This is a genomic window from Paracoccus hibiscisoli (assembly GCF_005048265.1).
Classification (GTDB): Bacteria; Pseudomonadota; Alphaproteobacteria; order Rhodobacterales; family Rhodobacteraceae; genus Paracoccus; species Paracoccus hibiscisoli.
Genome location: NZ_SUNH01000008.1, coordinates 155,700 through 181,262, shown reverse-complemented (window position 1 = coordinate 181,262; position 25,563 = coordinate 155,700). Strand labels below are relative to the sequence as shown.

Below are 25,563 nucleotides of genomic sequence, written 5' to 3'. Positions count from 1 at the left end.
GCCTAGGCCCGATCGGCGTAGGCCGCGAACAAGGCCAGTGTGCGCTCACTGACGTGATGCTCGATCCCTTCGGCATCTCGTTCCGCCGTTTCGGCATCCAGGCCGAGGCGGATCAGGAACCGCAGCACAATGGCATGGCGGCGGCGGCATTCCAGTGCCAGTCGTCGTCCCTCTTCTGTCAGAAAGACGGACCTGTATCGCTCGCGGGTGATCAGCCCCTCACGGGCCAAGCGATCCAGGGCCTTGGTGACCGTCGGCGCGCGCACCCCCAATCGTGCCGCGATATCCACCGGCCGGGCTTCACCCTGTTCATGGATCAGCTCTGCGATCAGTTCGACGTAGTCTTCGGCCAACTCGTTGCGCCGGGCAGCACGGACGCCATGAAAGGCCTCTGCCCGATTGTCCGGGTGCACAGTATCGCTGGCGGTTGCGGTGGCATGATTGTCTGCGGTCATCTCGCAAGTGTCGCACTTATCGATTGACGGGTAAAGCCAACGGGTAGATTGTTAGCCGCAGCTAACTTTTCCTTTCAAAGAAGGTTGCGCCGAATGTCCCGTTCCGCCTGGCGCCAAGAGCGCGACACCCCGTCCCTGTCGGAAGTGTTCCGCACGATCGCCGTGGGCGGCGGCACGACGCGTTTCCGGCGCTTTCTATCCTTCGTCGGCCCCGGTTATCTGGTCGCTGTCGGCTATATGGACCCCGGCAACTGGGCGACCTCATTGGCGGGTGGCGCGGCCTTCGGATATACGCTGTTGTTCGTGGCGCTGTTGTCCAATGTCATGGCGATCCTCCTGCAATCGCTGTGTGCGCGCCTTGCCGTCGCGTCGGGGCGCGACCTGGCCCAGGCATGCCATGAGAACATGGGTTACACCCCCGTTGTGTTTTCCTTGCGTTGACCCTGACCAGGCTTGTCCGTCGCAGAGCGGAAGCTGTCCCAGAACAGCAGGGCCGCACCGCAGAAAATCGCCACATCCGCAAGATTGAAGGACGGCCAGTGGTATGTTCCGTAATGGAAATCCAGAAAATCCGGGACGGCCTGATAACGCAGCCGGTCGAGGACATTGCCGAGCGCGCCGCCGATGATCAGACCGAGAGCGGCAGCCGTCAGCCTGTCCGGCGCGCGCCACAACCAGATCAGCAGCCATGCCACGATCACGCCAGCAAGCGCGATGAGACCCCACCAAGGCACGATCCCGCCCAGCATACCGAAGCTGACTCCATCGTTCAGAACCCGCACGAGATTGAGAAAGGGTAGAACCTCGACGCCGCGCTCAAGCGCCGGTGTGTTCAGGGCAAGCGCCTTGGTGCCCTGATCGAGGGCGAACGCCGAGATGGCGCAAACTCCGCCTAGAACGCGGCTGTTCATGCAGTCGTCTTCAGATCGGCCCGCGCATCGCGAATGATCGCCCAGGACGAGTGCAGGAATAGCCCGGCGATACCGAAGGCAACGATAAGGTCGGGCCACGCGCTGCCCAGCCAGGCCACAAGACCGGCGGCAACGACAACCGCCGCATTGCCGATGGCGTCGTTGCGAGAGAAAAGCCAGACGGCCCGCATGTTCGCGTCGCCCTTGCGGAACGGCAGCAGCGGCAGAACGGAGATGACGTTGACGACAAGGGCAATCATGCCAAGCAGGCCCATGAGACCCGCATCCGGCGTCGTCCGTTCGAAGACCCGGACGATGGTCGTGCCGAGGACGCCGAGACCGAGGAGCCCGAGGAAGATGCCCTGGATCAAGGCCGACCGTGCCCGCCAGGCGAGGCTCCAGCCGATGGCCAGCAGGCCAAGGAAGGTGATCGCGCCGTCGCCGATGAAATCGAGCGCATCGGCCTTCACGGCCTGTGACCCGGCGATGAACCCGCCGATCATTTCAACGACACCGTAGCCCACGTTCAGGATCACGACGATCCAGAGCGCGCGTCGGTAGGCCGGGTCCTGATGGGCGGGATTCGGCGGAATGTCTCCATCGCCCTCGATCCGGTCGAAGCCGTAGCCGGTCACCGCAACGGCCTTTTCGATGTCCGGCAGGCGCGCTTCGGGGGCGCTCAGTGTCATGATGTGCGTCGCCGCCGACACTTTCACATCGTCAGCCGCGACTCCGGCCGACTGCGCCGCCCGCTCGATCTGCGCGGCATCCTTCGCGCAGTCCATACCGGAAACCCGGTAACGGACGGGCGGAACATCTGCCGTCGATCCGGCACTTTCGGTGTTGGCCATGGTCGCGCTATTCCTGCTAGAATGAATTGAAGAACGACGTATCAGCGAGGAGTGATATGGCCCAAATCGTCGATGACCGCAAGAGCGCGACCATCGAGCGACGGGCGAAGCTGTTCCGCGGCTTCGCGGACCCGAGCCGCCTGGCCATCCTCGGTGCACTTTGCAACGAGCCATTGGCCGTTCACGAGATCGTCGAGCGGACCGAACTATCGCAACCCAACGTCTCCAACCATCTGAGGTGCCTGCTGGACTGCGGGCTTGTCGCCAGCGACCGCGAAGGGCGCTTCATCCGCTACCGTATCAGCAACCCGCGCATCACGGTCCTTCTGAACGATGTGGACGCACTTCTCGACGTGGTCGCAGTGGGTGTTGAGGCGTGTGACAATTATCGTGAGGCGTAAAAGGTCGCAGTTTGATCTGCCGGACAGCACCGCCATAGACGCGCCGCTTCTGACCGGCGCGGCCATCTTCGGCATGGGCTGGGGCCTAGGCGGCTTCTGTCCGGGACCCGCTTGGACATCGCTGTTGATTGGATCGTCAGGCATCCTCATTTTCCTGCCCGCCATGCTGGTCGGGATCGTCCTCGCCGGTTTCGCCAAATCATCTTCCTCATTCGCAAGCAAAGGAGCGTAAATGTGGCCGAACTGAACGAGCCCATCGTCCGCCAATCCGCATCGACTGGGCCGAACAGCCCCGATGTCTGGGGCATCTACGAGCCCGACACCGGGTCGATCCAATATATCTGCGCCGATCCCGCGACGAAGAAGGCCGCACTGATCGACGTGGTGCTGAACTTCGATCCGGCGCGTTTCGCGACCGATACGCGCAGCATGGAGCAGGTGCTGGGCCTTGTGGAGAAGCACGGCCTGACGGTGGAATGGGTACTCGATACGCATCCCCACGCCGATCATATGATGGCGTCGTCGCACCTCAAGAAACGGACCGGTGCTGCAAACGCCATCGGTGAAAAGGTCCGCGACATCGCCGAACTCTGGCGCGACTACTACAACACGCCGGACGCCTTCGACCCCCACCGCGACTTCGACCGCCTGTTCGCGGACGGGGATACCTTCCGCATCGGCGATCTGGACGTTCGGGTGATGCTGTCCCCGGGGCATACGCTTGGGTCGATCACCTATGTCTGCGGCGATGCGGCCTTCGTGCACGACACGCTGATGCAGCCCGACAGCGGCACGTCCCGTGCCGATTTTCCCGGTGGCACCACCGAGGATTTGTGGAACTCGATCCAGGTGATCCTGTCTCTGCCCAAGGATACGCGGCTTTTCGTCGGTCATGACTATGGGTCCGAGGATCGCGACAGGCCGGAATGGGAAGCCTCAGTTGCCACCCACAAAGCCAAGAATGTCCATGTCAAGGACGGCACCGACAAGGCCGACTACATCCAGACCCGCGAGGATCGGGATGCCACACTGGACCTGCCGGACCGGATGCTCGCAGCACTTCAGGTCAACCTGCGTGCGGGGCAATTGCCCGAAGCCGAAAGCAACGGTGCGCACTACCTGAAAATGCCCGTCAACAAGTTCTGAAAGGAGAAAGGATCGTGAACAAGTCCATGAAAGACCTCGTCGCGGACGCAAGATCGCGCGTCGATGGAATCGCTCCCGCTGACGCGCACAGAGCGATGGCGCAGGGAGATGTCATCCTCGACGTGCGTGAAACGGCAGAGCTGAAGAGCGACGGCGCAATCGAAGGCGCGATCCACATCCCGCGCGGGTTGGTCGAAGCACAGGCCGATCCCGAGACCGGCAAGGCGAACGAGGCTTTGGCCGCGAAACGCGATGGCACGGGCCGTGTTCACGTTCTCTGTGCGTCCGGCGCACGCGCGGCCCTTGCCGCCGACAGCCTGCGCCAGATGGGCTATGACACCGCTGTAATCGAAGGGGGTCTGGCGGGCTGGAAAGACGCGGGTCTCCCGCTTCGGGCCTAACACCGGTGCGAGCGCTATCGCGATATTTGCTCGGCCTCGGTTGGGACGATGCAACCCTTCCAATGACGGAGTATCACTGTGAGACGCCGAAAGTTCCTTAGCCTAGCCGCAGCCTCGCTCGCAACCCCAGCACTTAATATCAGCCGGGCATGGGCCGCCGAACCCGGCGCGCCTTTGCCGATACCGGAGGTTATGGAGATCGGCCCCGGCGCAGGCAACACACTCGATGCGATACGCGGAACACGCGAGTTCACCGGAGGCGCGACGTCGGAGACCTGGGGCTACTCCCAGGATTACCTCGGACCGCTGCTGCGGTTCCGGCGCGGGCGCACCGCAAACATAAGTGTCATGAACCGTCTCGATGAACCGATCACTGCTCACTGGCACGGCATGCACGTGCCGGGCTATCTCGACGGTGGGCCGCAACTTGCTTTCGGCCCGGGCGAGACCTGGGCGCCGGAATTACCGGTCGATCACCCGGCGGCAACGCTGTTTTATCACAGCCATGTTCACGGGCGAACAGGCCCGCAGGTATATCGCGGGTTGGCGGGCATGATTGTCATCGACGACCCCGAGATCGACGATCCACTGCCGCACGACTATGGCGTGAACGATTTTCCACTCATCGTGCAGGATCGACGCTTCGATCGGTCAGGCCGCATGATCTATAGTCTTGGCATGATGGATCGGATGCATGGGTTCCAGGGGGACCAGATCCTCGTCAACGGTGTGATCCGTCCCAAGCTTACAGTTCCGGCGGGTCTGGTACGCCTGCGTATCCTGAACGCGTCGAATGCGCGCGTGTATGATTTCCGTTTCACCGACGGCAGGCAATTCCACCAGGTCGCGAGTGACGGCGGCCTTCTGGCCCGCCCTCTTGCCATGGCCAGCCTGCAACTCGACGGTGCCGAACGGGCCGAGATCGTGGTCGAATTCTCGGACCGGTCACCTGTTTCTCTTGTCTCGCGCGACATCGGGATGAATGGCGTGATGAACGGGGGCATGATGGGTGACAGGGGCGGCTCCATGATGATGGGCGATAGAGGCATGATGGGCGACCGCGGCATGATGGGGATGGATGGAAACAGTGGTGCGCCGCTCGAGATCATGTCGTTTGATGTAGGCGAAGCTGCGCCCGCCGGCCCCACCCGCCTGCCCACCTCGCTGCCTTCGGATGCGCCCGCACTCGGCGATCCGGTCCGCAGGCGCAATTTCACCCTCAACATGCACACCGGGGGCATGATGCGCGGCGGCGGCCAGACGATGGGGATCAACGGTGCACCTTACGTCATGGATCGCATTGATGAGACCGTCCGCGCAGGCGAAACCGAGCTTTGGCGCATTAATGCCGACATGATGATGCGGCACACCTTCCACGTTCACGGGACTTCCTTTCGGGTCGTGAGTCAGAACGGGCGGCCGGTCGACTCGGCGCAGATCGGTTGGAAAGATGTTGTCCGTGTGCAGGGTCCGACCGAAATCTTGCTGAGGTTCGACAAGCTGGCTTCGGAAGAGACACCATTCATGTATCACTGCCACATCCTCGAACACGAGGATGCGGGCATGATGGGGCAGTTTACGGTCACATAACAGGACCCCACCCGCTCGACACCGGGCGTCGTCAAGAGCTTACGTCTTCTTGCGGCGTTCTATCAGGTGCCGGTGTCGCCTTGTTGAAACGCATTACGGAGTATGTCTAGACCCGAACGGAGAACACCTCGCTAAGCTGCGGGTCCGCCGAAGCGGCCGTTCAGTCGCTCGGCAGCATTCGTCAAAAAGGGCTCCCTCAAGCCGTTCGCTGCGATCTGCGCGAACGGCTGCTTCGACGCTGCGGCCGTTCACTGAACCGTCTGTGACAGGCTGCTGAACTTATTTGTGAAAAACGACAAACTCGGCCCGCACCCCTTGACGCGTCCGTAAGGGGATCGGTGAGCGGACATGGGGCGAGAGAGTTGAGAACGGTATGGAAACCACACTCCATCATATCTCGTATAGATGGTACGATTTGATTCGCATATGCCACCCCTTATCCGTACACTCTCGGCATGACCGCGATCAAAATTGGCTATGCCCGCTGCTCCACCGATCGTCAGGATCTGACGGCGCAGCGTGCTGCCCTTGCAGAGCTTGGGGTCACCGAAGACCGCATCTACACAGATCACGGTCTGACCGGCACGAACCGCGACCGGCCCGGTCTCGCCCAGGCCCTCGCCGCCGTGCGCGCAGGCGACGTGTTTGTCGTGCCGAAGCTTGACCGCCTCGCGCGCTCGGTCCCCGACGCACGGGCCATCGCGGAACAGTTGGAAAAGAAGGGCGTCAAGCTTGCCCTCGGCGCATCGGTCTACGATCCGACCGACCCGATGGGAAAGATGTTCTTCAACATCCTCGCCACCTTCGCCGAGTTCGAGGCCGACCTCATCCGCATGCGCACCCGCGAAGGTATGGCCATCGCCCGCGCCAAGGGCAAACTCCGGGGAAAGCAGCCGAAACTCTCGGAAAAACAACAAAAAGAACTGAGCCGGATGCACGCCTCCGGCGAATATTCCATCAGCGATCTAGCTGAGCTCTTCTCTGTCTCAAGACCGACCGTCTACAGAACGCTGCAGCGAAATTCCCCAAAAATTAAGCCTTAGCGTAGGATTCTGCCCCCTCCGGCATCAGACCCCGGAGTGATCGCGATGCGGGATGAGCCGCGCAGCGATGCTGCAGCGGCCATCAAGCAACTGGCTGCAATCGGCCTCGGCGCAACCATGCTGACGGGCGATAATCCCCGCACCGCAGCCGCCATCGCCAAAGGTCTTGGGCTCGATTTCCGGGCAAGCATGATGCCCGAGGACAAACTCACTGCGATCCGGGCGATGAACCGCGAAGGCCGCGTGATGATGATCGGCGACGGCATCAATGATGCGCCGGCCTTGAAGGAGGCGCATGTCGGTATCGCGATGGGGTCTGGGACGGATGTGGCGCTGGAAACGGCCGACGGTGCGATCCTGCGCGACCGCGTCACCGATGCACCCGCCCTCATTCGGCTGTCACGGGCGACGATGGGCAATATCCGGCAGAACGTCACCTTGGCCCTTGGACTGAAGGTGGTCTTTCTGGTGACGACGGTCTTCGGCATCACCGGGCTTTGGATCGCTATTCTGGCCGATACCGGCGCGACGGTTCTGGTGACGCTGAACGCATTGCGGCTGCTGGCCTTCGATCCCACGAGGGAAAGCTGACATGCTTGGACAGGCAGGCTGGATCAGCCTCGGCATCACAGTGACTTACCTGGTCTTCTTTGCCTGGGGCACCACAGAAGCCGCCCGCGCTGCCGGGCGGTCGGTCTGGCTGTTCGGGAAGGCTCGCGGTGCCGGGCGCCTTGCTGCCTTCGGGTTTCGCCTGGCCTTCGCCTTGGCGCTTCTCGGACCGCTATTGTGGTTGGTATTCTCACCGTTGCACCAGCTCGACCCGTTTTGGTCGGAAGGCCGGTATCATGTAGTAGGATCTGTGGGGGCAATTCTTGTGGCAGCAGGTGCGATGCTGGCTTTCGCCGCGCAGATGTCCATGGGGGCATCGTGGCGGGTTGGTGTCACTCAGGGCGATAGCAGCGCCCTGATCAGGCATGGCCTCTTCCGCCTCAGCCGCAACCCCACATTCATGGGCCAGGGACTACTGCTGGCCGGCATGGTGTTCGCAATTCCTTCAGTGCCGACGCTCGTGGCGTTTTTTCTCTTCATCACCTCAGCCAGCGTGCAGGTTCGGACAGAGGAACGCATTCTCCTGTCTGCTCATGGCGCAGAGTACCGCAGATGGAGCGCCGAGGTTCCTCGCTGGATCAGGCTGGGCCGTCCATGAGCACCTCACGACCTGCCTTCTCCCTCCACCGAGTTTGCCGGCATTTTTCTTTGATCTGCGAGAACGAGACGAAACATGCGTGATATATCTTCCCGCGCTGAGGCTGCCATGATGCTGGCATTCCTGCTGGCCCTGACGGCGACCCTTGGTGCCCTGTTCATCGGCGAAGTCATGGGTCAGATGCCTTGCACCCTGTGCTGGTATCAGCGCATCGCCATGTTCCCCCTGACGGTCATCCTGGGCGTCGCCCTATGGCGGGGCGATGATCGGGGCCGTGCTTATGCCATGCCGCTTGTCATCATCGGGCTTGTCATCGCGATCTGGCATTCCGGCCTCTATCTGGGGCTGATCCCGGAGGCCATCACCCCCTGCACTGAAACCGGGCCGTCCTGCTCCGACAAGGCGCAGATGTCGATCATGGGCCTGCCTATCCCCTACCTCTCGGCTGCGGCCTTTTTCGCCATCGGCCTTTGCCTTCTGAACTTGAAAGGATCTCGCTCATGAATCGTCGTGCCGTCCTGCTTGGAACCTCTGCTGCCGCCCTTGCCGTATTTGGCGGTGGCGCCTGGTATCTGCGCCAGCAGCAAGAGGCCGAGGCTCAGGCAGCCGCAGCCGCTGCAATGACCCAGAACCCCGAAGCCTTGATCCGGCCTTACTCACCCATTCTTGGGCCAGCGCAAGCACCGGTCACATTGGTCGAGTTTTTCGATCCCTCTTGTGAGGCCTGCCGAGCTTTTCACCCGGTGATCGAGGATCTGCTCCAGCAATACCCCACGCAGTTGCGGGTCGTGCTGCGCTATACCCCCTTCCACGAAGGCTCGGACGAGGCGGTGCGCATTCTCGAAGCAGCGCGCCGACAGGAAAAGTTCGAGCCGGTGCTGGATGCGCTGTTCGAAAAGCAACCGGAATGGGCAATCCATGGAGCGCCCGATCTCGACCGTGCGTGGCGTATCGCCGGTGCCGTAGGTCTGGATCTGGAAAAGGCACAATCGGACCGGCTTCACCCCGATACGACGGCCATCCTGAATCAGGATATGGCGGATATGCAGACGATGGGCGTGCGGGCCACACCGACCTTCTTCCTGGATGGCAAACCACTGACCAATCTCAGCGCGGAAGCCTTGAGGGATGCTGTCAGCAGCGCGGTGGCTGGGATTAGCTGAACTGACAAAACCGTGAGACATGCGGAAGGTGCTTGAACCTCATGTGGCTAGAGGTGCTAGGGCAGCCCAAATGATGGAACGTGTAGATGCTGAAGACGATCAGAGTTGCCCTTTGGATGACTGTGCCGGTAGCCCTCATCGGTAGCAGCGTGATGCTGTGGCGGGCCGACCAGCATGAGCAGGTTGCCGCGTTTCAGCCAGCGTTCAGCCTGCCGGATGATAGCGGGGCGATCCGGACGGCCGGGGAGTTCGAGGGCAAGCATCTTCTGGTGTTCTTCGGCTTCACCAATTGCCCGGATATCTGCCCAACCACCATGTCGGAGGTCGCTCAGGTCATGGAGGATCTAGGCCCGGATGCGGATGAGGTGCAGCCGCTGTTCATTTCTGTCGATCCGGTCCGTGACCGCGAAAGCGGTCTGAGCGAATACCTGGCCGCGTTTCATCCTAGCATCCTTGGACTCGCCGGCGACGAGGCAGCCACACAGGCGGCGGTCGAAAGCTTCAAGGTCTTCTACGATCAGGAAAACGACGCCTCGCAGCCGGGGGGCTACACCATGTCGCACAGCTCCAGCCTGTTTTTGCTCGGGCCCCGCGGTGACTGGCTGCGCCAATATACCTATGGAACACCTGCCGACGACATCACCGCCGATCTGAAAGAACGCCTGTAACATGTTGAAACTGATTGCCGCGACCCTGGGAATGGCGGCCGTCCTGCCGGCCATGGCACATGCTGAATGCGCCGAGGTTTCTCAGGGCGACCTCTCCATCAGCGCCGCCTGGTCCCGTGCCACCATCGGCACTGCGCGTCCTGCGGTCTTCTATGTCACCATTCAGAACAACGGCAGCACCGAGGACCGCCTGATCGGGATCGAGACGCCCGTGGCGGGCATGCCCATGCTGCATGAGACCGTGCTGTCGGACGGGGTGGCCAGCATGCCGCACGCAGATCAGATTTCCATCGCCGCAGGGGAAACCGTCAGCCTGGCACCGGGCAGCTATCACGGCATGCTGATGGACCTGAACGAGGCGCTGACGGAAGGAGAGAGCTTTCCCATGACCCTTCAGTTTCAGAATGCCGGTACCCTCACGATCGATACCGACGTGGTCTCCATCCGCGAACGGGAAGCCCCATGCGCCCCCGCGCCCTGATCCTTGGAGGCGGCGGACTGATACTCGTCCTGGGCACGATGCTCGGCGTCGGGGCATGGCGAAGCGGTGATCTGCCGTGGCAGCAAGAACAGGCGGCTATATCCGGCATACGCGCTGCCGATCTCGGCGCGATGTCATGGCAACTCACCAGCCATGAAGGCGAAACCGTCCGTCCCCAGGACTGGATTGGCACACCGAGCCTCGTCTTTTTCGGCTTCACCTGGTGCCCCGACGTCTGCCCGATGACGCTCCTGAACATCAGCGACTGGCTGGAGGATCTTGGCCCCGATGCCGACCGGCTTGCCGTTCATCTGTTCTCGGTCGATCCCGAACGCGACAGCCCTGCAGTGCTGGCCGACTATCTGGCGAATTTCGATCCGCGCATCACCGGCTTGACCGGCACGCCGGATGAGGTTGCCCATGCCGCGCAGGCGTTCGATGTGACCTACCGCCGCGTTCCGCGCGATGATGGCGACTATACGGTGGACCATACAGCCGGCGTCTTCGTGTTTGGCACGGACGGGCGCCTGTCGAGCATCATCGACCTCCATGAAGACCCGCAATTCGCCGTGCCGAAAATCCGGCAGGCGCTGAACGACGAGGGATAGAGTATGACATCCATGACCCGACGCGCCTTGATATGCGCTGCTGCCGTAGCAGGCGCGTTGCCACGGCTCGCTGTCGCAAGGAGCACAGACCTGATCCATGTGGTCGAAGGCACCGGATGCGAGTGCTGCAAGCAGTGGACCCGCTACCTGCAGGACAACGGCTTCGAGGTGACCCACGAAGAGCGTTTCGGCGTGCTGCTCATGCAGCACAAGCTGGATCTTGGCGTTCCTGTCGAGGTCTCGTCCTGCCATACCGGCCTGATCGATGGCTATTTCCTGGAAGGGCATGTGCCAGCCGCCGACATCCGCAAGCTGCTCGCCGAGCGCCCTGACGCAAGGGGGCTTGCTGTCCCCGGAATGCCGTATGGCAGCCCCGGGATGGGACCTGAAAGCAAACGCGAGGCCTATGATGTTCTGTTGATCCGGAAGGATGGCAATGCCGAGGTCTTCACGCGCTATCCTGCAGCCTGATTTTGCCAACACGCTTTGAAAGCTCGCCCAAATGACCATCCTGAACCGCCGCCACGCCGCATTGGGACTGATCGCGGCTCTTGCCGCTTGCGGGGGTCCCAAATCGGGCACCCGGACAGCCGATATCCCTCAGTTCAAGCGCTACTCCGGCCCTCCAGTGACTCAGGTGGTGGTTCAGAAGGGACAGCGCAGGATGCATCTGCTGAGCGGTCAGACGGTCCTCAAATCCTATGATTTCGGGCTCGGCAATCAGCCGGTCGGCCACAAGCAGTTCGAGGGGGACGGAAAGACGCCCGAGGGGCAGTATTTCGTAGACCGTTTCAACCCCCGTAGCCGGTATCATCTGTCCGTGGGCATCTCATACCCGAACGAGCGTGACAAAGCCTATGCGGCGCAATTCGGCCTTAATGCCGGCGGCGACATCATGTTTCACGGTCGCGGTCCCGAGGGTCGTGTCCTTGCACCAAAGAACCGGGACTGGACTGCCGGCTGCATCGCTATGACAGACCAGGAAATAGAGGATGTCTATGCGATGCTGCAGCTCGGCACGCCGGTGATGATCTACGGCTGAACGCGGCCATCTGCCTCATAGGGCTGCCATGGGAAGTTCGAATGGCGGCTTTTGGGAAAATGCGCGACGGTAAAGCTGGTTTCTTGACCGGAAGCTTTTCAACAAATCCTCTTGCTGCCACTGCATTCGCTGCAGCTATGGCGACCGTCGGCTGTGGGCTCTTCGCGTCGATGCTGGCTTTCGGCCGTTGGGCTGCTTTCCAAAGAGGTGTGGTGATCGCGGTAACCGAAATCACCGATCCCGATGGCAGCCCGTGAGTGTCAAGAAAAAACGTCATTTTGACCTTTTGTCGGACCAAAAGGTCATACTGCTTTCCTAGGCAGGCAAACGCAGTGACATGCAGAAGTCCAAAGCTGCAACGCGGATCAACGAATGCCCGCCTCCCCTGCCCCTTTATCAACGTGTTCAAAAACGATCGTTGGTGCAACATCGTCCAGCGTGCTGCATAAGCCGTCGTAGAACGCACTTTTGCGACATGTCTCAAAACGGCACGGCTTTTGATACACGTCTTGGGTGTGAACATCCCTCCTACTTAGACGGAATGGGCGCCTGAGCGTGTCAAGATGGTCGGGGTCGCTGATATCGCCCAGGGTTAGCAAGTCCGCCCTCCACGCGGCGCTGAAGAACACATCGGCGTTGGCTGTGTAACAGACTTTCTGGCCCTTGGGTCCTGCCGTTGCCATTGTCTCTCGCCGCGTCGCAGCCGCTGGAGGTCTGGCTGTTGGCTGAATTCGTGCATCAACCCTGCTTGACCGCTCTTCCTGGTACGGCCTAATCCCGTCTCAGGTATTACGGAAGTGAGGCGTCTATGGTAGGCACCTGGTCTTGCCCCCGTTTCACTGGACACTCAGGCGGTTGCGGTTTGAGCTGCGATGAACTCGCGGGGCGAGCGCATTTTCAGCCCTGAGTGCGGGTGGTTGTCGTTGTAGTCCTCGATCCAGCCTCCGATCAATCTGAGAACTGTCTGGGCGTCCGGCAGCGGCGTCACCTGGACGTAGTCGCGCTTCAGGGTCTTCACGAAAGCCTCCGAGATGCCGTTGCTCTGCGGGCTCTGGACCGGCGTGAAGCAGGGCTTCAGGCCCAACTGGCGGGCAAAGATCTGCGTGTCCTTCGCGATGTAGGGCGAGCCGTTATCCGTCAGCATTTCGATGACCGAAGGTGCGCGGTAGGTGCCAAAGCGGCGCTCTACGGCTTCGAGCATGATGTCACGGATGTCGGACCCGCTGATCCCGGCATTGACCACCGCGCGCCAGGCGATGATTTCGCGGTCATGGGCGTCGATGATGAAGGCGCCGCGGACGATGTCCCCGTTCCAGCAGGTGAACTCGAACCCGTCGCTGCACCAGCGCAGATTCGAGCGCAGGACGATGACTTTCCCGTCGTGGACATGCTCGGGCCGCTCCGTGTATTTCCGGGCGAGCAGCAGGCTATGGGCCTTCATGATCCGATAAACCCGCTTGTGATTGACCTGCGCCAGACCTTCCGAGCGCAGCTGGCGGTTCAGGATCGCCGTGATCCGCCGGTAGCCATAGGTCGGCCGCGCCGTCACCAGCGCGGTGATCCTTGGCACCACCGCCGCGTCTTGCGCTTTGTGATAGCACCGACGCGGCTTTGTCCTACCGTGCAGCCGGTCGATCAGGTTGGACCGGGCCACGCCCAGGGTTTCTGCCACGGCCTTCATCGGAAATCGTCCTTCAACGGCGACCGCGCGAGCAAGGTCAGTTTTTTTGAGCGTGACTTGTCTAGAGCCTCGCGCAGGATCTCGGCCTCCAACGTCTTGCGCCCGAGCTGGCGTTCGAGTTCCCGGATGCGGTCCTCCATCTGGCGGACAACCTTGTTGCTGGTGACGTCATCGTTCTCGGCCACGGCGACACTCCCCCCTTCGAGCATGAGCCGGCGCCAACGATACAGCAGGTTCGGCGCGACGCCATTGCGGCGGGCGACCACCGAGATGCTGGCCCGGTCGTCCAGCGTCTCCTCAACGATCCGCAGCTTCTCGGCCGCACTCCAGCGGCGCCGACGGCCGCCATCGGTGATGATTTCTATATCAGACATAAGCACGTGCTTAGGCATATGCCTAAGCCTCCATGGTTATGCCCAAGTGTCCGGTCGAAACGGGGGCCAGTTCAGCACCGTGGTTGCAGTGGCAAAAGCCAAGGGTCATCGCTTCTCAAAAGACCCGGCGCTTGAAATTTTAGTTGTGGAAGGGCTCGGTGTCGCGGGTGACGCGCATTATGGGTCCACAGTAAGGCATCGCTCTCGGGTGGCCGCCGATCCGACGCAACCCAACCTGCGCCAGGTCCACTTGATCTCCTCGGAACTCTTTCAGGAGCTGGCAGGCAAAGGTTTTGAGGTCCACCCGACCGATCTGGGGGAGAACATCACGACTGCTGAAGTTGATCTGCTGGCCTTGGCGGAAGACACTGTTCTGCGCATTGGTTTCGAAGTGGAACTGATGGTGACGGGCTTGCGCAATCCGTGCGTGCAAATCGAAAAGTTCCAGAAGGGTCTTCTTGGCGCGGTGCTCTATAAGAGCGCAGATGGGCGCCTCGTAAGAAAGTCCGGCATCATGGCCGTGGTCAAGACAGGCGGTGTTGTCAGAAAGGGGGATCTGATCGAAATTGTTGATCCGCCCCTACCGCACAAATCGCTGAAGCCAATCTAAGAGGCCATCCGATGAGCAGCAGCCCGGTATGGGAAAGCGACCCCGCGATCATAGGCGCCTTGGCAGTGCCCCCCTATAGCGAGCATTTGACTGAGATGGCCCAACACCGGGCCGAGTCGCTGCCCTATAAATTCGGGTATGCCCTATATCCGTCTCACACGCTCCTTCGTAACGCTCAGCCTCTCTGTCGCCGCCCTCATCTTGGGTCATGCGCCGCCCGGCCAAGCCGCTGATCTTCCCAGCCCCCTCCAAGCGGGAGCTGCTGAGGTCGTCGATGCCGACGGCCTGCGCCTTCAGGGTGTCGTCATTCGTCTCCACGGCATTGACGCTCCCGAGCATGATCAAACCTGCCAAAATGCCGAAGGAGCGATCTGGCGCTGCGGGGAAACCGCTACCGATCGCCTCGCACAGATGATTGCCGACACCATGGTAACCTGCCGGGAGCTGGATCGCGACCGCTATGACCGAAGCGTTGCTCGCTGTGAGGCGGCGGGGGTCGACCTTGCTGAGGCCATGGTGGCGGAAGGCCTTGCATGGGCGTATCTCCGCTATTCCGACACCTACGCACCCGTGGAAACCGTGGCCCGGCAGCAGGGGTTCGGGATCTGGTCCGGAGTCAATCAGCCCGCGTGGGAGTATCGAGCCATCAGGCGGGCAGATACTTCAGACGCGCCTGAATGCCGGATCAAAGGCAATATCTCGCAATCGGGTGATCGCATCTATCACCTGCCCGACAGCCGCAGCTATGCCGCGACCCGGATCAGCGAAGCCAAGGGAGAGCGCTGGTTCTGCAGCGAGGAGGAGGCGCGGACGGCCGGGTGGCGGGCGCCACGGGGCTAGAGCATCCACGGTCTCCGCCCCGCCATCCGTGCTGCTCAGATCGCCTCGTCGACCAGTCTCAGCGCGCCATCCGGCAGCGGTCGCTGCAACTCCTCGGCGCTGATCCCGCCAAGCCAGGCCTCCCACTCCTCCGGGCAGGTCAGGATCACGGGCATCGCCTTGGGATGGATCAGCGCGACCTCGGCGTTCGGCGGACAAGTCAGGAAAGCGTAGAGATCATCGGTCGTCTCGCCATCCTTCACCTTGCGGAGCGAGGTCCAGCCGCGGGTCTCGATCCCGGCGAAGAACATCGTCGCGTCCGTGTCAGTCGGTGCGAACCACTGCACCCCCTGCCCCTTGCCGCGCGGCTCCGAGAAGCTGGTGACCGGCACCAGGCAGCGGTGCCCCTGCCCCAGCCAGCGCCGCCAATGCGGCGAGCCGAGGTTGCGCACATTGGTGACACCGGGATCGCGCGCGGTCTTCAGGACCGACGGTGGCGAGGGCATGCCCCATCGCGCCTTGACCAGCTCCGGCCCGTCGTCGCCGTTGCGAATGATCGGCGCCAGCTGGTCCGCATCGCGGCGCTCGGCCCGGCCTGCGGTCATCTGATCGGCCAGCCTCCGCAAGTTCTCGATCAGCACAATGCGGAGGGTGATTGAGACTGCCCACAACTCTCCGATCGTCAGCGGCTGCACTGTCTGATAGGAGGCCAGGAACCGCCGCAGGGCCTGCGCGTCGAAATGGCTGTCAGTGTGGGCAACAAAAGCCCAAGCGAGACCGAAGACGCGCGGGTAGCCCGCAAACGGCCCCGAGGCTAGCTTGGGCAAAAGGCGGTAATAGCCAGCGGGTAAATCGACCCGAATTTCGCGGATCTGCGCCTCAACCAAATGGAAATTGTCCAGCAGCCAGTCTGCGGCGGGCACCATCGACCTACCAGCTGCGACGTCGCGGGCCTGGTCCCGACCGGTCGCGCGCAGCACGTGGGCATTGTCGTCCAGCCGCGCATGCAGGGCCATGACCCGGGGAGGCCGGTCGGTTACGTCCTGATCCGCCGCCAGCGTCAGAGCGTGGCCCTCCAGTCGCTCGATGCTGAACAGCTCGGACCGGACCGGAGCGCTGTCGCACCATGGCTGTTGCGATCCACGCCGAAAGGAGCCGGGCAGAAGCCGTGTAAAAGGCTTTGTCCCGGTGTGTTGGACCGGGGGGCGTCTCTGATCGACCATCTGTGCGCTCTTATGTCTGTGGTTTCGGCTAGGTCTCTAGCGGGGGTGGAGCGCCATCTCGTGCACAGGTCGCGACCGTGGCGCCCTATCAACTACTGCCCCGCATCGCCTGCCCGACACCCGCCCTCGGTACGCGATGCCGACCCCGGGGGCTTTGGTCCCCCAGATCAGGATGGCCGGGCCGGGCTGACGTCTCCTGCGAACGCTGTCAGGTTTCGTTGCGGCCTGGACTGATCCAGAGCAGCTTTGCCATGAATAAATGCAGGATCGAGGACGTTTCTTCGTGGCCGTCGTGCGAGGCTTTCACAATCGAACGGCTATAGCTTTTTCCCCTTCTTGGGCCGGTGCATTAAAGCGGTGGACACCCATATGATCAGGGTCGGACGGGTTTCACCGGACGAATTATCGGAGGACCCGTTCATGGGTACCAAGAAAACAATCCTGAAAATCCGGATTGCGGACCGCAGGGCTGCGGGAAAACCAGGCGAACCCTATATGGACCAGCCGATGAAAAGAGTGCCAATCTGGTCGGACACGAACCCTCCTGATGTGCCTGCGGCTGACGATGCGGCGCGCATGCCGCGATAGACAGTTCGCCGGTGAGCAGGCTTCAAGGTCTGTATGGACTACGCGATCACGACCGCAGTTCCCCCGCCGCGGGCAACATCAGGAAAGGTATCTCCAGGCGATTACTTTCAACTAGCATCAACCTCCAAACCAGCCAGCACCGGTTGCATCTCCAAGCCAAGGCGTTTGTCTGAGGACATCGCAGGCGCCACAGTACCTATTTATTAAGAATACATATCAACAATTTAATTATTTTATCATCACTAATTAACAGTTTTGATGAGTACTCCGCTGTCTTCCTCCGACTGCCTCATAAGAGCCTAGACTCCCTTGCTTCGGGCTCGCCAAACCGCGCGATGGACCTTGGCTATGATGAGAAAACCAAATTTCAGACAATACCAGCACCCTTGCACCCATTTACAAACGGTCGTTTAGTGACAGCTCATAATATTGCAGTTCGGTCCACAATGCCTCTTGTCGGCTATGCCCGTGTCTCGACGGATGATCAGACCCTCCTGCCCCAGGTTCAGGCCCTGACGGCAGCCGGTTACCCCGTAATCCACAGGGAGCAGGCCTCCGGCGGGGATCGGGCACGGCCTGTGCTGGCCATGCTACTGGACGGAATTCGCCGGGGTGACACATTGGTGGTTGTCCGCATCGACCGCCTCGCACGCTCGCTCTCGCATCTTCTCGAGGTCATCGAGCAACTGGAGGCCAAGGGCGCGTTTTTCCGCTCGATTGAGGACCCGATCGACACGGCCAGCCCGCAGGGCAAGTTCACCCTGCAGGTCCTGGGGGCGGCTGCCGAATTCGAACGCGCCCTGATCCGCGAACGGACCAGGGCCGGTCTGGCCAGCGCGCGTCTGGCGGGACGGATAGGCGGCAATCCCGGCTTGCGTGCCTAAGACCCCGTGGCTGTGCGAAAGCTCAGGCTAGCACGGAGCGAGGGCTATCTTGACAGGATCGGCCGCACCGCGCCGGAATGGGTGCCCCATGTGCGCCGGTTGCGCCCGGATATGGCGTGGGAGGACGTCCTGCGCATCATCAACGCCCCCCTGCCCGACCGCGCCCGCTGGAGCCAGGCCCGCCTGCTCAGGGCGGTGCGGGCCTATGTCCGGGACGGGTTCCTGCCGCCGGAAGTGTTGGCGCGCGCGCCGCGGCGGCCGGTCGATGACCGCCTGCCCGCCATCGTGGCGGCGATCCCGGGGGGCGGACCCGAACATCACGCTTCAGGGTCTGTGCGACAGGCTGGAGGCAATGCGCGAACGCACCCCGCGCGGCCGCACGAAATGGCAGCCGTCATCGGTCAGGATGCTGCTGCAGCGCGCCACCCGGTTGGGCCTGCTCTGAGGCTTCAGACCTTTTCGACGGGTCCGCCATAGCCCGCGATGGCGCTGTCCGCCGTCAGCAGCACCATCCCCTCGGTGATCGCCTGCGCCAACAGCAGCCGGTCGAACGGGTCCGAATGCAGCGGAGGCAGGGCCGACAGCGCCAGGCAATGCCGGCTTTCGATGGCCAATTCATCATAGCCGTTGGACAGCAGCCCTGCCCGCAGCACGCCGGGATCGACGGTGAAATCGGGCCGGTTCAGCGCCCGCTTGATCGACACCTCCCAGATGGACGCGGCCGAGAACCACAGCGCATGCCGCGGGTCCGACATCAACCGATGCGCGGCGGCGGGCATACGCGACGACTGGAACGCCGCCCAGAGCAGCACATGCGTGTCGATCAGATAGTTCACGCATCGCCCTCGAACAGGGACTGGATCTCTGCCCCGTCCATCCGGTCGAAATCCTCGGGGATAGCATAGGCGCCGTCCAGAAATCCGATCCGCGTGGGCATCCTGCTTTCCAGCAGCGTGACCTTGACCAGGGGACGCCCGGCCTTGGCGATGACAAAAGGCTCGCCCTGGACCGCGGCGTCGACCAGTTTCGACAGGTTCGTCTTGGCCTCGTGGATGTTGACCGTCTTCATTGCCGCCCCCATAAGCTTAGTTCACTCAACTTAGCCCATCTGGGACGCATCTTCAACCATGCGGGTCACGGCGCTTCAATGCGGACCGCCACCATGCCCGGTTCGGCGCGACGAAGCGCCGATTGCAACCGGCTCAGCAGATGCGTGCGCAGATAGGTGGCGTGGAACCGTGAGGGTGCGGTCAGGGATAGCACCCCCTCGGCCTGCCCCGTCTCGATCATCGGGCGGAACCAGGCGTCGAAAATGGCGGCATCCTCCGTCTGCAGCTGCTCGCACACCCGCCGCCAAAGGCCGTCGCCTTGATTGGGCATGTCCAGACGACGAAACGGCACGACATTATCCGCGGCCGAGGGAATCTCCGGCCCGGTCATGCGCTGAACGAAATCCTCGCCGATATTGGTCCAGGACGGCCGCGTATCGATCATGATCCGATCCAGGTCGAGACCCAGAACCGACACGCGGCCCCTTGCGCCCTGTCGCTTGACGATGACCCAGCCCATGGCACGCAGACGCGCCATGTCGCGCTTGACGGTTCGTTCGTCCACGCACCACATCCGGGCGATTTCTTTCTGGCCGGTGATCAACTCGTCTCTCTGCCAGTTGTAGCGGGCGGTGATCAGGACGGTCAGTCGCAGGACCAGCCGCTGGCTCTGGGCATCAGAGGCCAGGGCGTGCGCGGTCAACGCCGACAGAATGTCGTATTTTCTGACGGCCGCATCTCGGCCCACCGGTTTAATCACACGCATCTCTGCTCCTGCATTGGCGGCGCGGTTGTCTCCGCTGCAGCGTCGGGTTTTGCGATTCGCCCAACGCCTTTGGCCATCTTTGTTCCATTAGCGTCCTGATGGGCGATCCTGTCAAGACAGAACCGGTTGCCACGGGCATCGTCTTTGTCTTGCATGTTTGAAATCAGGTATCATTGGTATACGGGGACGTCTAGGATGTCCCTCTGTTCTCCACGAATGTCCCCTATTTTAGGGCGGAGGGGCTGCGGGCGTCCCTGATTTATTCGCAATCGGGCGCGGTCATTGGTCAGGCGGTGCCGCCTGGTGGCGCGGGCGATTCGCAGATCGGGTATTCTGCGTCCAATTTGCGTCCTTGAGTGAACAACTGTTTTGCCAAAGACGCAAATCCGGCGTAAACGGGAAACTGACGATGATTAGCGTTCCGGAGAACAGGCATACTATGTACACCCATCAGGACCTCGCGCGGCTGCAAAGTCAGTCCCTGAAGATGCAGGGCTGGATCCGCCGCCAGACCTTTAGCCCGGCCAATGAGAAGACGCTCCGCCGCTTCTCCTCCTGGGAGGTGTCCGAGCTGATCTTCCGCATCAATCAGTCGACCTTTCGGGGTAAGCTGGCGGCCGATCCGAACCTTCCCCTCGGGGAAGTCGAGGAGGATGGGCGTCAGCGCTGGTTCAGCCTGGACGAGGTCAACGAGCTGCGCCGCCGCATCCGTATCAACAAGAAATCGCTCATGCCGCCGCGCCCCGAGGGCAAGCGCGCGTTTCGGGCGGCCATTGCTAACTTCAAGGGTGGCGCAGGCAAGTCGACGGTGGCGCTACACTTTGCGCAGGCGGCGGCGCTGGACGGCTATCGTGTTCTGGTTGTGGATTTCGACCCGCAGGCGACTCTGTCCCACTCCATGGGTCTGTCGGATGTCGGCGAGGATCACACGGTCTGGGGGATCATGGCCCGCGACCTTGAGCGCGAGACCGACCGCATGAACGCGGCATCGGCGGGCGCCGAGTCGGGAACCACCCTGCCCCACCGCAAGCTGCCCGCCACGATCCGCGACATGGGCCTGGGCTCTCTGCGGGCTGCCGACTTCATCAAGCCCACGGCCTGGTCGACCATCGACATCGTGCCCAGCTGCGCCAACGCGGCCTTCGTGGAGTTCGCCAGCGCCCAGTATCGCCACCTCAACCCGGAATGGACCTTCTTCGGGGCCGTGTCTCGGTTCCTGGACAGTCTGGCTGACGATGCCTACGACCTGATCCTGTTCGATTGCCCGCCTGCGATCGGCTATCAGTCGATGAACGCGGTCTTTGCCGCAGACATGCTCTATATCCCCTCGGGGCCCGGCTACTGGGAATACGATTCGACCACCAGCTTCATCGGCCAGCTGGCCGAGGCGCTGGAGGATCTGTCGCACGGCTTTGAAAACTTCCCCACGGGGAAGATCGCCCTGCCCAAGACCTTTGCCGATGTCCGATTCCTGATGACCCGGTTCGAGCCATCGAACGAGCTGCATCAGGCGATGTTCGGCGCCTTCCGCCAGGTCTTTGGCGACCGCCTTGCCCAGCACCCGATCGAGCTGACGCGCGCGGTCGAGCAGTCGGGTCGGTTCCTCAGCTCGATCTATGAGATCGACTATCGTGAGATGACCCGCGGCACCTGGCGGCGGGCCAGGGCGACCTTTGATCAGGCCTATGAGGAATTTCGCGGTCATGTGCTGACGGCCTGGACCCAGCTGGAGGACGCCGCATGAGCCGCAAGCGCCGCATGTTCGACATCGATATCCCGGCCGAGGATGCCGCCGAAGGGGCCGACTTCCCCGCGGGGAAGGTCGACCAGCGCCGCGGTCCCATGGCCGCCGCCATCAACGAGACCGTCGCCTCGTCACGCGACCGTGCGCAGATCGAGGCGCAGATCCGGCAGGAGAACGACGCCCTGGCGCAGGAGCATGTCCGGCTGAAGCGGGCAGGGCTGATCACCGACCTGATCGCCCTGGACCTGATCGACACGCAAAAGCTGATCCGCGACCGCCGCCCGGTCGCGGATTTCGAACTGGCCGAGCTGGTGTCGTCGATCCGCGAGGTCGGCCTGTCGAACCCGATCCGGGTCGAGCCCGGCGCCGATGGGCGCTATGAGCTGATCCAGGGGTATCGCCGTCTGTCCGCCTATCGACAGCTGCTGGAGGAGACGGGCGACACCGAGGCATGGGGCCGGATTCCGGCGGGCATCGCCGCGCGGGGCGATGCGCTGGATAATCTGTATCGGCGCATGGTCGACGAGAATCTGGTGCGCAAGGACATCTCGTTCGCCGAGATGGCGCAGCTGGCGGTGCATTACGCGATGGACCCGCTGACGGCCGAGACGGATGCCGACAAGGCGGTGGCGCTGTTGTTCAAGTCCGCGGGCTATCAGAAGCGGAGCTATATCCGGAACTTCATTCCGCTGGTCGAACGCTTGGGCGAGACGCTGCTTTATCCGCAAGAGATTCCGCGCGCCCTGGGGCTGGCTTTGGCGCAGCGTCTGACCGAGGTTCCGGGACTGGCCGCGGCCATCAAGACTGAGCTGAAGGGTTGGGACACACGGTCGATCGTGGATGAGCTGGGGGTTCTGCGGCGCTATGCCGGGGAGGGCGAGGTCACGCCGGCGGGCAAGCCCTCGACACCGGCTGCGCCGACACCATCGACTGCCAGGGCCAAGACGACATTCCAGCTGCGCAGGCCTCAGGGCAACGCCAAATGCACGGCGGCGAACGGGCGCCTGGAGATCCGGCTGCCACGCGATTTTTCCTCCGTTGATCGCCGCAAGCTGGAGGCCGCCGTCGCGGCGATGTTGGACCAGATCGAGTGATCTTCCCCGCGGGGAAGGGGGTAACGGCGACCGTCCGCGGGCAGGGCGGTCGCCTTATGGGCTGGCGTTGTCGCTAGGGCGAGATAATAAAACGTTTAAAAGCAATAGTTTGATTAATATCTGGCCATTCTTCTTAGCGGCAGGCTGCGTGTTGGGCCAGATGCGAAATGCTGTGCCGCCATCGATCAGGTTCAAGATCATCTTCGAAAGGCTTCTGTGATCGTCAAAATTGAGGTATTGTGACGATAATCAAGGGACCACATCAGAAGAAAATGGGTTCGCAGGAGGGTAGGTCGATCGATCACACGCAGTCTCTGTCCGATCCCACCCCGTGGCTTGCGGCACAGGTGGAGCAAGGGCGCGGCCTTGCCGAGGCTGCCCGTGATCTTGGGCGGCTGGAGGCGACGATTGCCGCCTTGTCGCCCGACGAGGCTGCCGGCGCGCGCGAACGCCTGGCGCTGATCGAGGTCGAGGCGATGTTGCGCGCGCAGGGCCTGATGCTGGCGCAGGGCGAGATCGGCCGCGAGGTGATGGAGGCGGTCACGCGCGCAGACCCGGAGGCGGTGCGCCTGGCGCGATGGGCGATCCGACGGCTGAACGGGCAGGGGGCGCTGGCCGATCTTCCTGCCTTTCTGGGGCTGCACCGTCGCGCAAGTGCCGATGACGCGCCAGTGCCCGGCCTGGATCTGCGGCCCCGGGGGGACGATTTCGACGCCGCTGCGGCCGAGTTCCTTCACACGGCGGACGGGTTCGCGGCGCTGCATCCCCTGGCGCGCGGGCCTGCGATCCTGGCGCTGTGGCGCATGGCCGGGTTGTCGTCCCCGGGGCATGTGGTCGAGCCTGCGATCTGGTCCGCCCGGCACATGGCCATCGGGGCCGAGGGGGTGCGCTTTGTGCCCATGGGACGGCACGGGCGGCGGGTCTGGACGGGCTATGGCCCGCCTGCGGACCGGTTGGCCGCGCATCTGGCGGCGCTGAGCGCCGGCGCGCAGGAGGGGCGCGCGCTGATCCAGCGTATCCGCGACTGGTCCGCGCGGGCGCGCAGCGCCACCGCCCCGATCAAGGGCGACAACGCCGCGCGGGTCATCGCGGTGCTGGCGGCGCGGCCGCTGGTCTCGGCCATGGAGGTGGAGGCGCGGGCCGGGGTCAGCAGGCCGACGGCAGAGCGCATGCTGAAGCGCCTGACCGATCTGGGTCTGATCCGCGAGGTCACCGGTCATCGCCGGTTCAGATTGTGGACGGTGGCGGTATGATGGACCAGCACCACGCCGCGGGCTGGCACCCGCAGAGCCCCGACACGGATGCGGCAGGGAGGACCCGATGACAGACAGGACGCCCGCGGACCCCGCCGCGCCCGTGCTGACCAGCGACACGCGCCAGACCAACTGGCGCCGTGCCAACCTGTTGAAATACAGTGCCCATCTGGCGGTGCGGCGGGCGCTGGCGTCCGGGCGCCTGACCAAGGCGCCGTGCGAGGTCTGCGGCGCGGCGACCGTGGACGCGCATCACGACCGCTATGAACGGCCGTTGGAGGTGCGCTGGCTGTGCCGGACGCATCACGTCAAGCTGCATCAATATGGTGAGGACATGTTCCCGGTCGCGGGCAGGGGCGGTTCGACGGGCTGACCGCACCTGCCGCTGTCCGGCCCGTCGAACGGGGAAGCGGCGATCCCGTCAGGAGGGCGGGGTGTGGTGGGGTTCCTCGGCGATCTCTCCGCCCAGGCCGCGCCGCCAATAGGCCGTGATCATGTGCCGGTTGCGCGGCAGCTTCCAGTCGGAGCGGACATGGCGGCGCAGCGCGCGAAAGGCCGAGAACTCGCAGCCCGCCCAGACATACATCCCCTCGACCGGCTGACGACGGGCGAGGGCTTGGGCCAGCAGGTCCGTCGTGCCGGGCTCCGCGCCGCGCCGGTGCAGCCATTCGACCGGGCGGGCCAGGGTCTGTTCGTCCTCGGGGCCGTCCACCTCGATGATCGTGTCGCACCGGGTGCTGTCGGGCACTGATTCCAGGATGCGCGCGATGGCGGGCAGGGCGGTCTCGTCCCCCAGCAACAGCAGATGCGGCGCCGCGGGCAGCGGGCCGCCCCCCGGACCCAGCAGGCCCGCCACATCGCCGGGACGGCAGGACGCGGCCCAGTTGGCCGCCGAATCGGCGTCGGTCTGATGCAGCACAAAGTCGATCTCGAGCTGGCCGCGCGCCAGATCGACGGTGCGGATCGTATAGACCCGCACCATAAGCGCATCGTCGTCCTTGGGAAAGCTGAGCGCGCCACTGGCCGTCAGCACCGGCCAGACCGGCGGCAGGTCCGCGCGGCGGTTCCGCAGGGGCAAAAGCAGGCGGACATGCAGCTCGTCCATGGGCAGGGCCTGCAGGTCGGGCACGGCCAGGGTGACGCGCTGGACCGCGGGGGTCACGCGGCGCGATGCGGTCACCGTGGCCTGCCGGAAGAAGGGCGGCAGACCTTCGGTCTGACCGTCGCCCTGCCACTGGAACTCGACCTCTTGCGCCAGATATTCGCGGATGTGATCGACGAAGATCAGCTTGATATAGCTGAGGCCGATCGGGTTGACCCCATCGGCCAGGACGGCCAGCCCGTCGCCGTCGCGATGCACCCGCAGGCGGCCCAGGGACAGCGGCATGTCCCAGGGGCCGTCCGGGCCGCCGAAGATGTATTCCGAATGGTCCGCGGCGAACTGGGCCATGGCGCGGACGCCGTCGGGATGGGAAAGCCGGGTTTGCGCATGCAGCATCAAGGTCTCTCGG

The 25,563-nt window shown here is 63.0% G+C and carries 31 protein-coding genes and 2 pseudogenes; 24 read left to right on the top strand and 9 right to left on the bottom strand.

Features of this window, described 5'->3' with window-relative positions:
• Nucleotides 1-2 precede the first annotated feature (2 nt).
• Nucleotides 3-455, bottom strand: coding sequence for a manganese-binding transcriptional regulator MntR (mntR, locus tag FA740_RS06980; protein ID WP_042252241.1), 453 nt, complete (start codon nucleotides 453-455; stop codon nucleotides 3-5).
• Between the two features lie 93 nt (nucleotides 456-548).
• Between mntR and FA740_RS06975 the strand changes: the two genes are divergently transcribed.
• Nucleotides 549-896, top strand: a complete 348-nt coding sequence (locus FA740_RS06975) for an Nramp family divalent metal transporter (RefSeq protein ID WP_246053503.1) — start codon at nucleotides 549-551, stop codon at nucleotides 894-896.
• Here FA740_RS06975 and lspA read toward each other — a convergent pair.
• A complete protein-coding gene (gene lspA / locus FA740_RS06970) occupies nucleotides 866-1,366 on the bottom strand; it encodes a signal peptidase II (RefSeq protein ID WP_136856050.1) in 501 nt (166 codons plus the stop codon). The genes FA740_RS06975 and lspA overlap by 31 nt on opposite strands.
• A complete protein-coding gene (locus FA740_RS06965; protein WP_067921149.1) occupies nucleotides 1,363-2,217 on the bottom strand; it encodes a cation efflux transmembrane domain-containing protein in 855 nt (284 codons plus the stop codon). Before FA740_RS06965 ends, lspA begins: the two co-directional genes overlap by 4 nt.
• Nucleotides 2,218-2,273: 56 nt before the next feature.
• Between FA740_RS06965 and FA740_RS06960 the strand changes: the two genes are divergently transcribed.
• From FA740_RS06960 to FA740_RS06890, 16 genes and pseudogenes are all read left to right on the top strand, one after another.
• Nucleotides 2,274-2,618, top strand: a complete 345-nt coding sequence (locus tag FA740_RS06960) for an ArsR/SmtB family transcription factor (RefSeq protein WP_067921151.1) — start codon at nucleotides 2,274-2,276, stop codon at nucleotides 2,616-2,618.
• Entirely contained in the window at nucleotides 2,551-2,850 is a 300-nt protein-coding gene (locus FA740_RS20420; RefSeq protein ID WP_322630180.1) for a DUF6691 family protein, read from the top strand. Before FA740_RS06960 ends, FA740_RS20420 begins: the two co-directional genes overlap by 68 nt.
• 2 nt (nucleotides 2,851-2,852) lie before the next feature.
• On the top strand, nucleotides 2,853-3,764 hold the full coding sequence (locus tag FA740_RS06955) for an MBL fold metallo-hydrolase (RefSeq protein WP_067921155.1): 912 nt from the start codon (nucleotides 2,853-2,855) through the stop codon (nucleotides 3,762-3,764).
• Between the two features lie 14 nt (nucleotides 3,765-3,778).
• Nucleotides 3,779-4,165, top strand: a complete 387-nt coding sequence (locus FA740_RS06950) for a rhodanese-like domain-containing protein (protein WP_201722141.1) — start codon at nucleotides 3,779-3,781, stop codon at nucleotides 4,163-4,165.
• 192 nt (nucleotides 4,166-4,357) lie between these two features.
• Entirely contained in the window at nucleotides 4,358-5,755 is a 1,398-nt protein-coding gene (locus FA740_RS06945; protein ID WP_246053502.1) for a multicopper oxidase family protein, read from the top strand.
• A gap of 455 nt (nucleotides 5,756-6,210) precedes the next feature.
• Nucleotides 6,211-6,798: a recombinase family protein gene (locus FA740_RS06940; protein WP_101754700.1), complete on the top strand. Its 588-nt coding sequence runs from the start codon at nucleotides 6,211-6,213 to the stop codon at nucleotides 6,796-6,798.
• A 33-nt stretch (nucleotides 6,799-6,831) separates the two neighbouring features.
• Nucleotides 6,832-7,389 (top strand): annotated as a pseudogene (locus FA740_RS06935) (HAD-IC family P-type ATPase); the annotation flags it as partial.
• Between the two features lies 1 nt (nucleotide 7,390).
• Nucleotides 7,391-8,005 (top strand): methyltransferase family protein, encoded by a 615-nt coding sequence (locus tag FA740_RS06930; RefSeq protein WP_136856048.1) that lies wholly within the window; start codon nucleotides 7,391-7,393, stop codon nucleotides 8,003-8,005.
• Between the two features lie 108 nt (nucleotides 8,006-8,113).
• Entirely contained in the window at nucleotides 8,114-8,509 is a 396-nt protein-coding gene (locus FA740_RS06925) for a disulfide bond formation protein B (RefSeq protein ID WP_420873134.1), read from the top strand.
• Entirely contained in the window at nucleotides 8,506-9,168 is a 663-nt protein-coding gene (locus tag FA740_RS06920) for a DsbA family protein (RefSeq protein WP_136856046.1), read from the top strand. Before FA740_RS06925 ends, FA740_RS06920 begins: the two co-directional genes overlap by 4 nt.
• A gap of 86 nt (nucleotides 9,169-9,254) precedes the next feature.
• Nucleotides 9,255-9,836 (top strand): SCO family protein, encoded by a 582-nt coding sequence (locus tag FA740_RS06915; protein WP_136856045.1) that lies wholly within the window; start codon nucleotides 9,255-9,257, stop codon nucleotides 9,834-9,836.
• A 31-nt stretch (nucleotides 9,837-9,867) separates the two neighbouring features.
• Entirely contained in the window at nucleotides 9,868-10,317 is a 450-nt protein-coding gene (locus tag FA740_RS06910; RefSeq protein WP_246053501.1) for a copper chaperone PCu(A)C, read from the top strand.
• Nucleotides 10,299-10,925 carry an SCO family protein gene (locus FA740_RS06905; RefSeq protein ID WP_136856043.1) on the top strand — a complete coding sequence of 209 codons (627 nt, stop codon included), beginning with the start codon at nucleotides 10,299-10,301 and terminating at the stop codon, nucleotides 10,923-10,925. Before FA740_RS06910 ends, FA740_RS06905 begins: the two co-directional genes overlap by 19 nt.
• A 3-nt stretch (nucleotides 10,926-10,928) precedes the next feature.
• Nucleotides 10,929-11,396 (top strand): DUF411 domain-containing protein, encoded by a 468-nt coding sequence (locus FA740_RS06900; RefSeq protein WP_136856042.1) that lies wholly within the window; start codon nucleotides 10,929-10,931, stop codon nucleotides 11,394-11,396.
• A 31-nt stretch (nucleotides 11,397-11,427) separates the two neighbouring features.
• Complete coding sequence (locus FA740_RS06895; RefSeq protein WP_136856041.1) at nucleotides 11,428-11,967, top strand: L,D-transpeptidase family protein; 540 nt, start codon at nucleotides 11,428-11,430, stop codon at nucleotides 11,965-11,967.
• A 41-nt stretch (nucleotides 11,968-12,008) separates the two neighbouring features.
• A complete protein-coding gene (locus tag FA740_RS06890) occupies nucleotides 12,009-12,224 on the top strand; it encodes a hypothetical protein (protein ID WP_136856040.1) in 216 nt (71 codons plus the stop codon).
• Between the two features lie 590 nt (nucleotides 12,225-12,814).
• On the opposite strand, the gene FA740_RS06885 is transcribed toward FA740_RS06890, so the two are convergent.
• Nucleotides 12,815-14,040 (bottom strand): IS3 family transposase gene (locus FA740_RS06885; RefSeq protein WP_136856039.1). Its coding sequence is split into 2 segments (ribosomal slippage): nucleotides 12,815-13,698 and nucleotides 13,698-14,040, totalling 1,227 coding nucleotides; the frame shifts between segments, so codons are not numbered across the junction.
• A 28-nt stretch (nucleotides 14,041-14,068) separates the two neighbouring features.
• Between FA740_RS06885 and FA740_RS06880 the strand changes: the two genes are divergently transcribed.
• Together FA740_RS06880 and FA740_RS06875 are read left to right on the top strand one after the other, a co-directional pair.
• Nucleotides 14,069-14,632: an MOSC domain-containing protein gene (locus FA740_RS06880; RefSeq protein WP_246053500.1), complete on the top strand. Its 564-nt coding sequence runs from the start codon at nucleotides 14,069-14,071 to the stop codon at nucleotides 14,630-14,632.
• 138 nt (nucleotides 14,633-14,770) lie between these two features.
• Nucleotides 14,771-15,472, top strand: coding sequence for a thermonuclease family protein (locus FA740_RS06875; protein ID WP_136856038.1), 702 nt, complete (start codon nucleotides 14,771-14,773; stop codon nucleotides 15,470-15,472).
• 35 nt (nucleotides 15,473-15,507) lie between these two features.
• Here the strand turns inward: FA740_RS06875 and FA740_RS20020 are convergent, their stop codons facing one another.
• Nucleotides 15,508-16,467 carry an SOS response-associated peptidase family protein gene (locus FA740_RS20020; RefSeq protein WP_246053499.1) on the bottom strand — a complete coding sequence of 320 codons (960 nt, stop codon included), beginning with the start codon at nucleotides 16,465-16,467 and terminating at the stop codon, nucleotides 15,508-15,510.
• A 1,241-nt stretch (nucleotides 16,468-17,708) separates the two neighbouring features.
• Between FA740_RS20020 and FA740_RS06865 the strand changes: the two are divergent.
• Nucleotides 17,709-18,591, top strand: a pseudogene (locus FA740_RS06865) (recombinase family protein).
• Nucleotides 18,592-18,595: 4 nt separating this feature from the next.
• On the opposite strand, the gene FA740_RS06860 reads toward FA740_RS06865, so the two are convergent.
• The 3 genes from FA740_RS06860 to FA740_RS06850 form a co-directional block, all read right to left on the bottom strand.
• Nucleotides 18,596-18,982 carry a type II toxin-antitoxin system VapC family toxin gene (locus FA740_RS06860; RefSeq protein WP_136856036.1) on the bottom strand — a complete coding sequence of 129 codons (387 nt, stop codon included), beginning with the start codon at nucleotides 18,980-18,982 and terminating at the stop codon, nucleotides 18,596-18,598.
• Complete coding sequence (locus FA740_RS06855) at nucleotides 18,979-19,215, bottom strand: type II toxin-antitoxin system Phd/YefM family antitoxin (protein ID WP_136856035.1); 237 nt, start codon at nucleotides 19,213-19,215, stop codon at nucleotides 18,979-18,981. Before FA740_RS06855 ends, FA740_RS06860 begins: the two co-directional genes overlap by 4 nt.
• 65 nt (nucleotides 19,216-19,280) lie before the next feature.
• Nucleotides 19,281-19,961 (bottom strand): DnaA N-terminal domain-containing protein, encoded by a 681-nt coding sequence (locus FA740_RS06850; protein ID WP_136856034.1) that lies wholly within the window; start codon nucleotides 19,959-19,961, stop codon nucleotides 19,281-19,283.
• A gap of 439 nt (nucleotides 19,962-20,400) precedes the next feature.
• Between FA740_RS06850 and FA740_RS06845 the strand changes: the two genes are divergently transcribed.
• From FA740_RS06845 to FA740_RS06830, 4 genes are all read left to right on the top strand, one after another.
• Complete coding sequence (locus FA740_RS06845) at nucleotides 20,401-21,705, top strand: AAA family ATPase (RefSeq protein WP_136856033.1); 1,305 nt, start codon at nucleotides 20,401-20,403, stop codon at nucleotides 21,703-21,705.
• Nucleotides 21,702-22,799, top strand: coding sequence for a ParB/RepB/Spo0J family partition protein (locus FA740_RS06840; protein ID WP_136856032.1), 1,098 nt, complete (start codon nucleotides 21,702-21,704; stop codon nucleotides 22,797-22,799). The genes FA740_RS06845 and FA740_RS06840 overlap by 4 nt, the downstream gene beginning before the upstream one ends.
• A 347-nt stretch (nucleotides 22,800-23,146) precedes the next feature.
• Nucleotides 23,147-24,052 (top strand): MarR family transcriptional regulator, encoded by a 906-nt coding sequence (locus FA740_RS06835; protein ID WP_169306240.1) that lies wholly within the window; start codon nucleotides 23,147-23,149, stop codon nucleotides 24,050-24,052.
• A gap of 67 nt (nucleotides 24,053-24,119) precedes the next feature.
• Entirely contained in the window at nucleotides 24,120-24,425 is a 306-nt protein-coding gene (locus tag FA740_RS06830) for a hypothetical protein (protein ID WP_211243654.1), read from the top strand.
• A gap of 48 nt (nucleotides 24,426-24,473) precedes the next feature.
• Here the strand turns inward: FA740_RS06830 and FA740_RS06825 are convergent, their stop codons facing one another.
• Complete coding sequence (locus tag FA740_RS06825; protein ID WP_136856030.1) at nucleotides 24,474-25,550, bottom strand: siderophore-interacting protein; 1,077 nt, start codon at nucleotides 25,548-25,550, stop codon at nucleotides 24,474-24,476.
• Nucleotides 25,551-25,563 lie beyond the last annotated feature (13 nt).

What these genes read in the sequence shown, in the direction of transcription:
- mntR (WP_042252241.1), bottom strand. Translation starts at nt 455, where the DNA reads ATGACCGCAGACAATCATGCCACCGCAACCGCCAGCGATACTGTGCAC.
- FA740_RS06975 (WP_246053503.1), top strand. Translation starts at nt 549, where the DNA reads ATGTCCCGTTCCGCCTGGCGCCAAGAGCGCGACACCCCGTCCCTGTCG.
- lspA (WP_136856050.1), bottom strand. Translation starts at nt 1,366, where the DNA reads ATGAACAGCCGCGTTCTAGGCGGAGTTTGCGCCATCTCGGCGTTCGCC.
- FA740_RS06965 (WP_067921149.1), bottom strand. Translation starts at nt 2,217, where the DNA reads ATGGCCAACACCGAAAGTGCCGGATCGACGGCAGATGTTCCGCCCGTC.
- FA740_RS06960 (WP_067921151.1), top strand. Translation starts at nt 2,274, where the DNA reads ATGGCCCAAATCGTCGATGACCGCAAGAGCGCGACCATCGAGCGACGG.
- FA740_RS20420 (WP_322630180.1), top strand. Translation starts at nt 2,551, where the DNA reads ATGTGGACGCACTTCTCGACGTGGTCGCAGTGGGTGTTGAGGCGTGTG.
- FA740_RS06945 (WP_246053502.1), top strand. Translation starts at nt 4,358, where the DNA reads ATGGAGATCGGCCCCGGCGCAGGCAACACACTCGATGCGATACGCGGA.
- FA740_RS06940 (WP_101754700.1), top strand. Translation starts at nt 6,211, where the DNA reads ATGACCGCGATCAAAATTGGCTATGCCCGCTGCTCCACCGATCGTCAG.
- FA740_RS06930 (WP_136856048.1), top strand. Translation starts at nt 7,391, where the DNA reads ATGCTTGGACAGGCAGGCTGGATCAGCCTCGGCATCACAGTGACTTAC.
- FA740_RS06925 (WP_420873134.1), top strand. Translation starts at nt 8,114, where the DNA reads ATGATGCTGGCATTCCTGCTGGCCCTGACGGCGACCCTTGGTGCCCTG.
- FA740_RS06920 (WP_136856046.1), top strand. Translation starts at nt 8,506, where the DNA reads ATGAATCGTCGTGCCGTCCTGCTTGGAACCTCTGCTGCCGCCCTTGCC.
- FA740_RS06915 (WP_136856045.1), top strand. Translation starts at nt 9,255, where the DNA reads ATGCTGAAGACGATCAGAGTTGCCCTTTGGATGACTGTGCCGGTAGCC.
- FA740_RS06910 (WP_246053501.1), top strand. Translation starts at nt 9,868, where the DNA reads ATGGCGGCCGTCCTGCCGGCCATGGCACATGCTGAATGCGCCGAGGTT.
- FA740_RS06905 (WP_136856043.1), top strand. Translation starts at nt 10,299, where the DNA reads ATGCGCCCCCGCGCCCTGATCCTTGGAGGCGGCGGACTGATACTCGTC.
- FA740_RS06900 (WP_136856042.1), top strand. Translation starts at nt 10,929, where the DNA reads ATGACATCCATGACCCGACGCGCCTTGATATGCGCTGCTGCCGTAGCA.
- FA740_RS06895 (WP_136856041.1), top strand. Translation starts at nt 11,428, where the DNA reads ATGACCATCCTGAACCGCCGCCACGCCGCATTGGGACTGATCGCGGCT.
- FA740_RS06890 (WP_136856040.1), top strand. Translation starts at nt 12,009, where the DNA reads ATGGCGGCTTTTGGGAAAATGCGCGACGGTAAAGCTGGTTTCTTGACC.
- FA740_RS06875 (WP_136856038.1), top strand. Translation starts at nt 14,771, where the DNA reads ATGCCCTATATCCGTCTCACACGCTCCTTCGTAACGCTCAGCCTCTCT.
- FA740_RS20020 (WP_246053499.1), bottom strand. Translation starts at nt 16,467, where the DNA reads ATGGCCCTGCATGCGCGGCTGGACGACAATGCCCACGTGCTGCGCGCG.
- FA740_RS06855 (WP_136856035.1), bottom strand. Translation starts at nt 19,215, where the DNA reads ATGAAGACGGTCAACATCCACGAGGCCAAGACGAACCTGTCGAAACTG.
- FA740_RS06850 (WP_136856034.1), bottom strand. Translation starts at nt 19,961, where the DNA reads ATGCGTGTGATTAAACCGGTGGGCCGAGATGCGGCCGTCAGAAAATAC.
- FA740_RS06845 (WP_136856033.1), top strand. Translation starts at nt 20,401, where the DNA reads ATGTACACCCATCAGGACCTCGCGCGGCTGCAAAGTCAGTCCCTGAAG.
- FA740_RS06840 (WP_136856032.1), top strand. Translation starts at nt 21,702, where the DNA reads ATGAGCCGCAAGCGCCGCATGTTCGACATCGATATCCCGGCCGAGGAT.
- FA740_RS06830 (WP_211243654.1), top strand. Translation starts at nt 24,120, where the DNA reads ATGACAGACAGGACGCCCGCGGACCCCGCCGCGCCCGTGCTGACCAGC.
- FA740_RS06825 (WP_136856030.1), bottom strand. Translation starts at nt 25,550, where the DNA reads ATGCTGCATGCGCAAACCCGGCTTTCCCATCCCGACGGCGTCCGCGCC.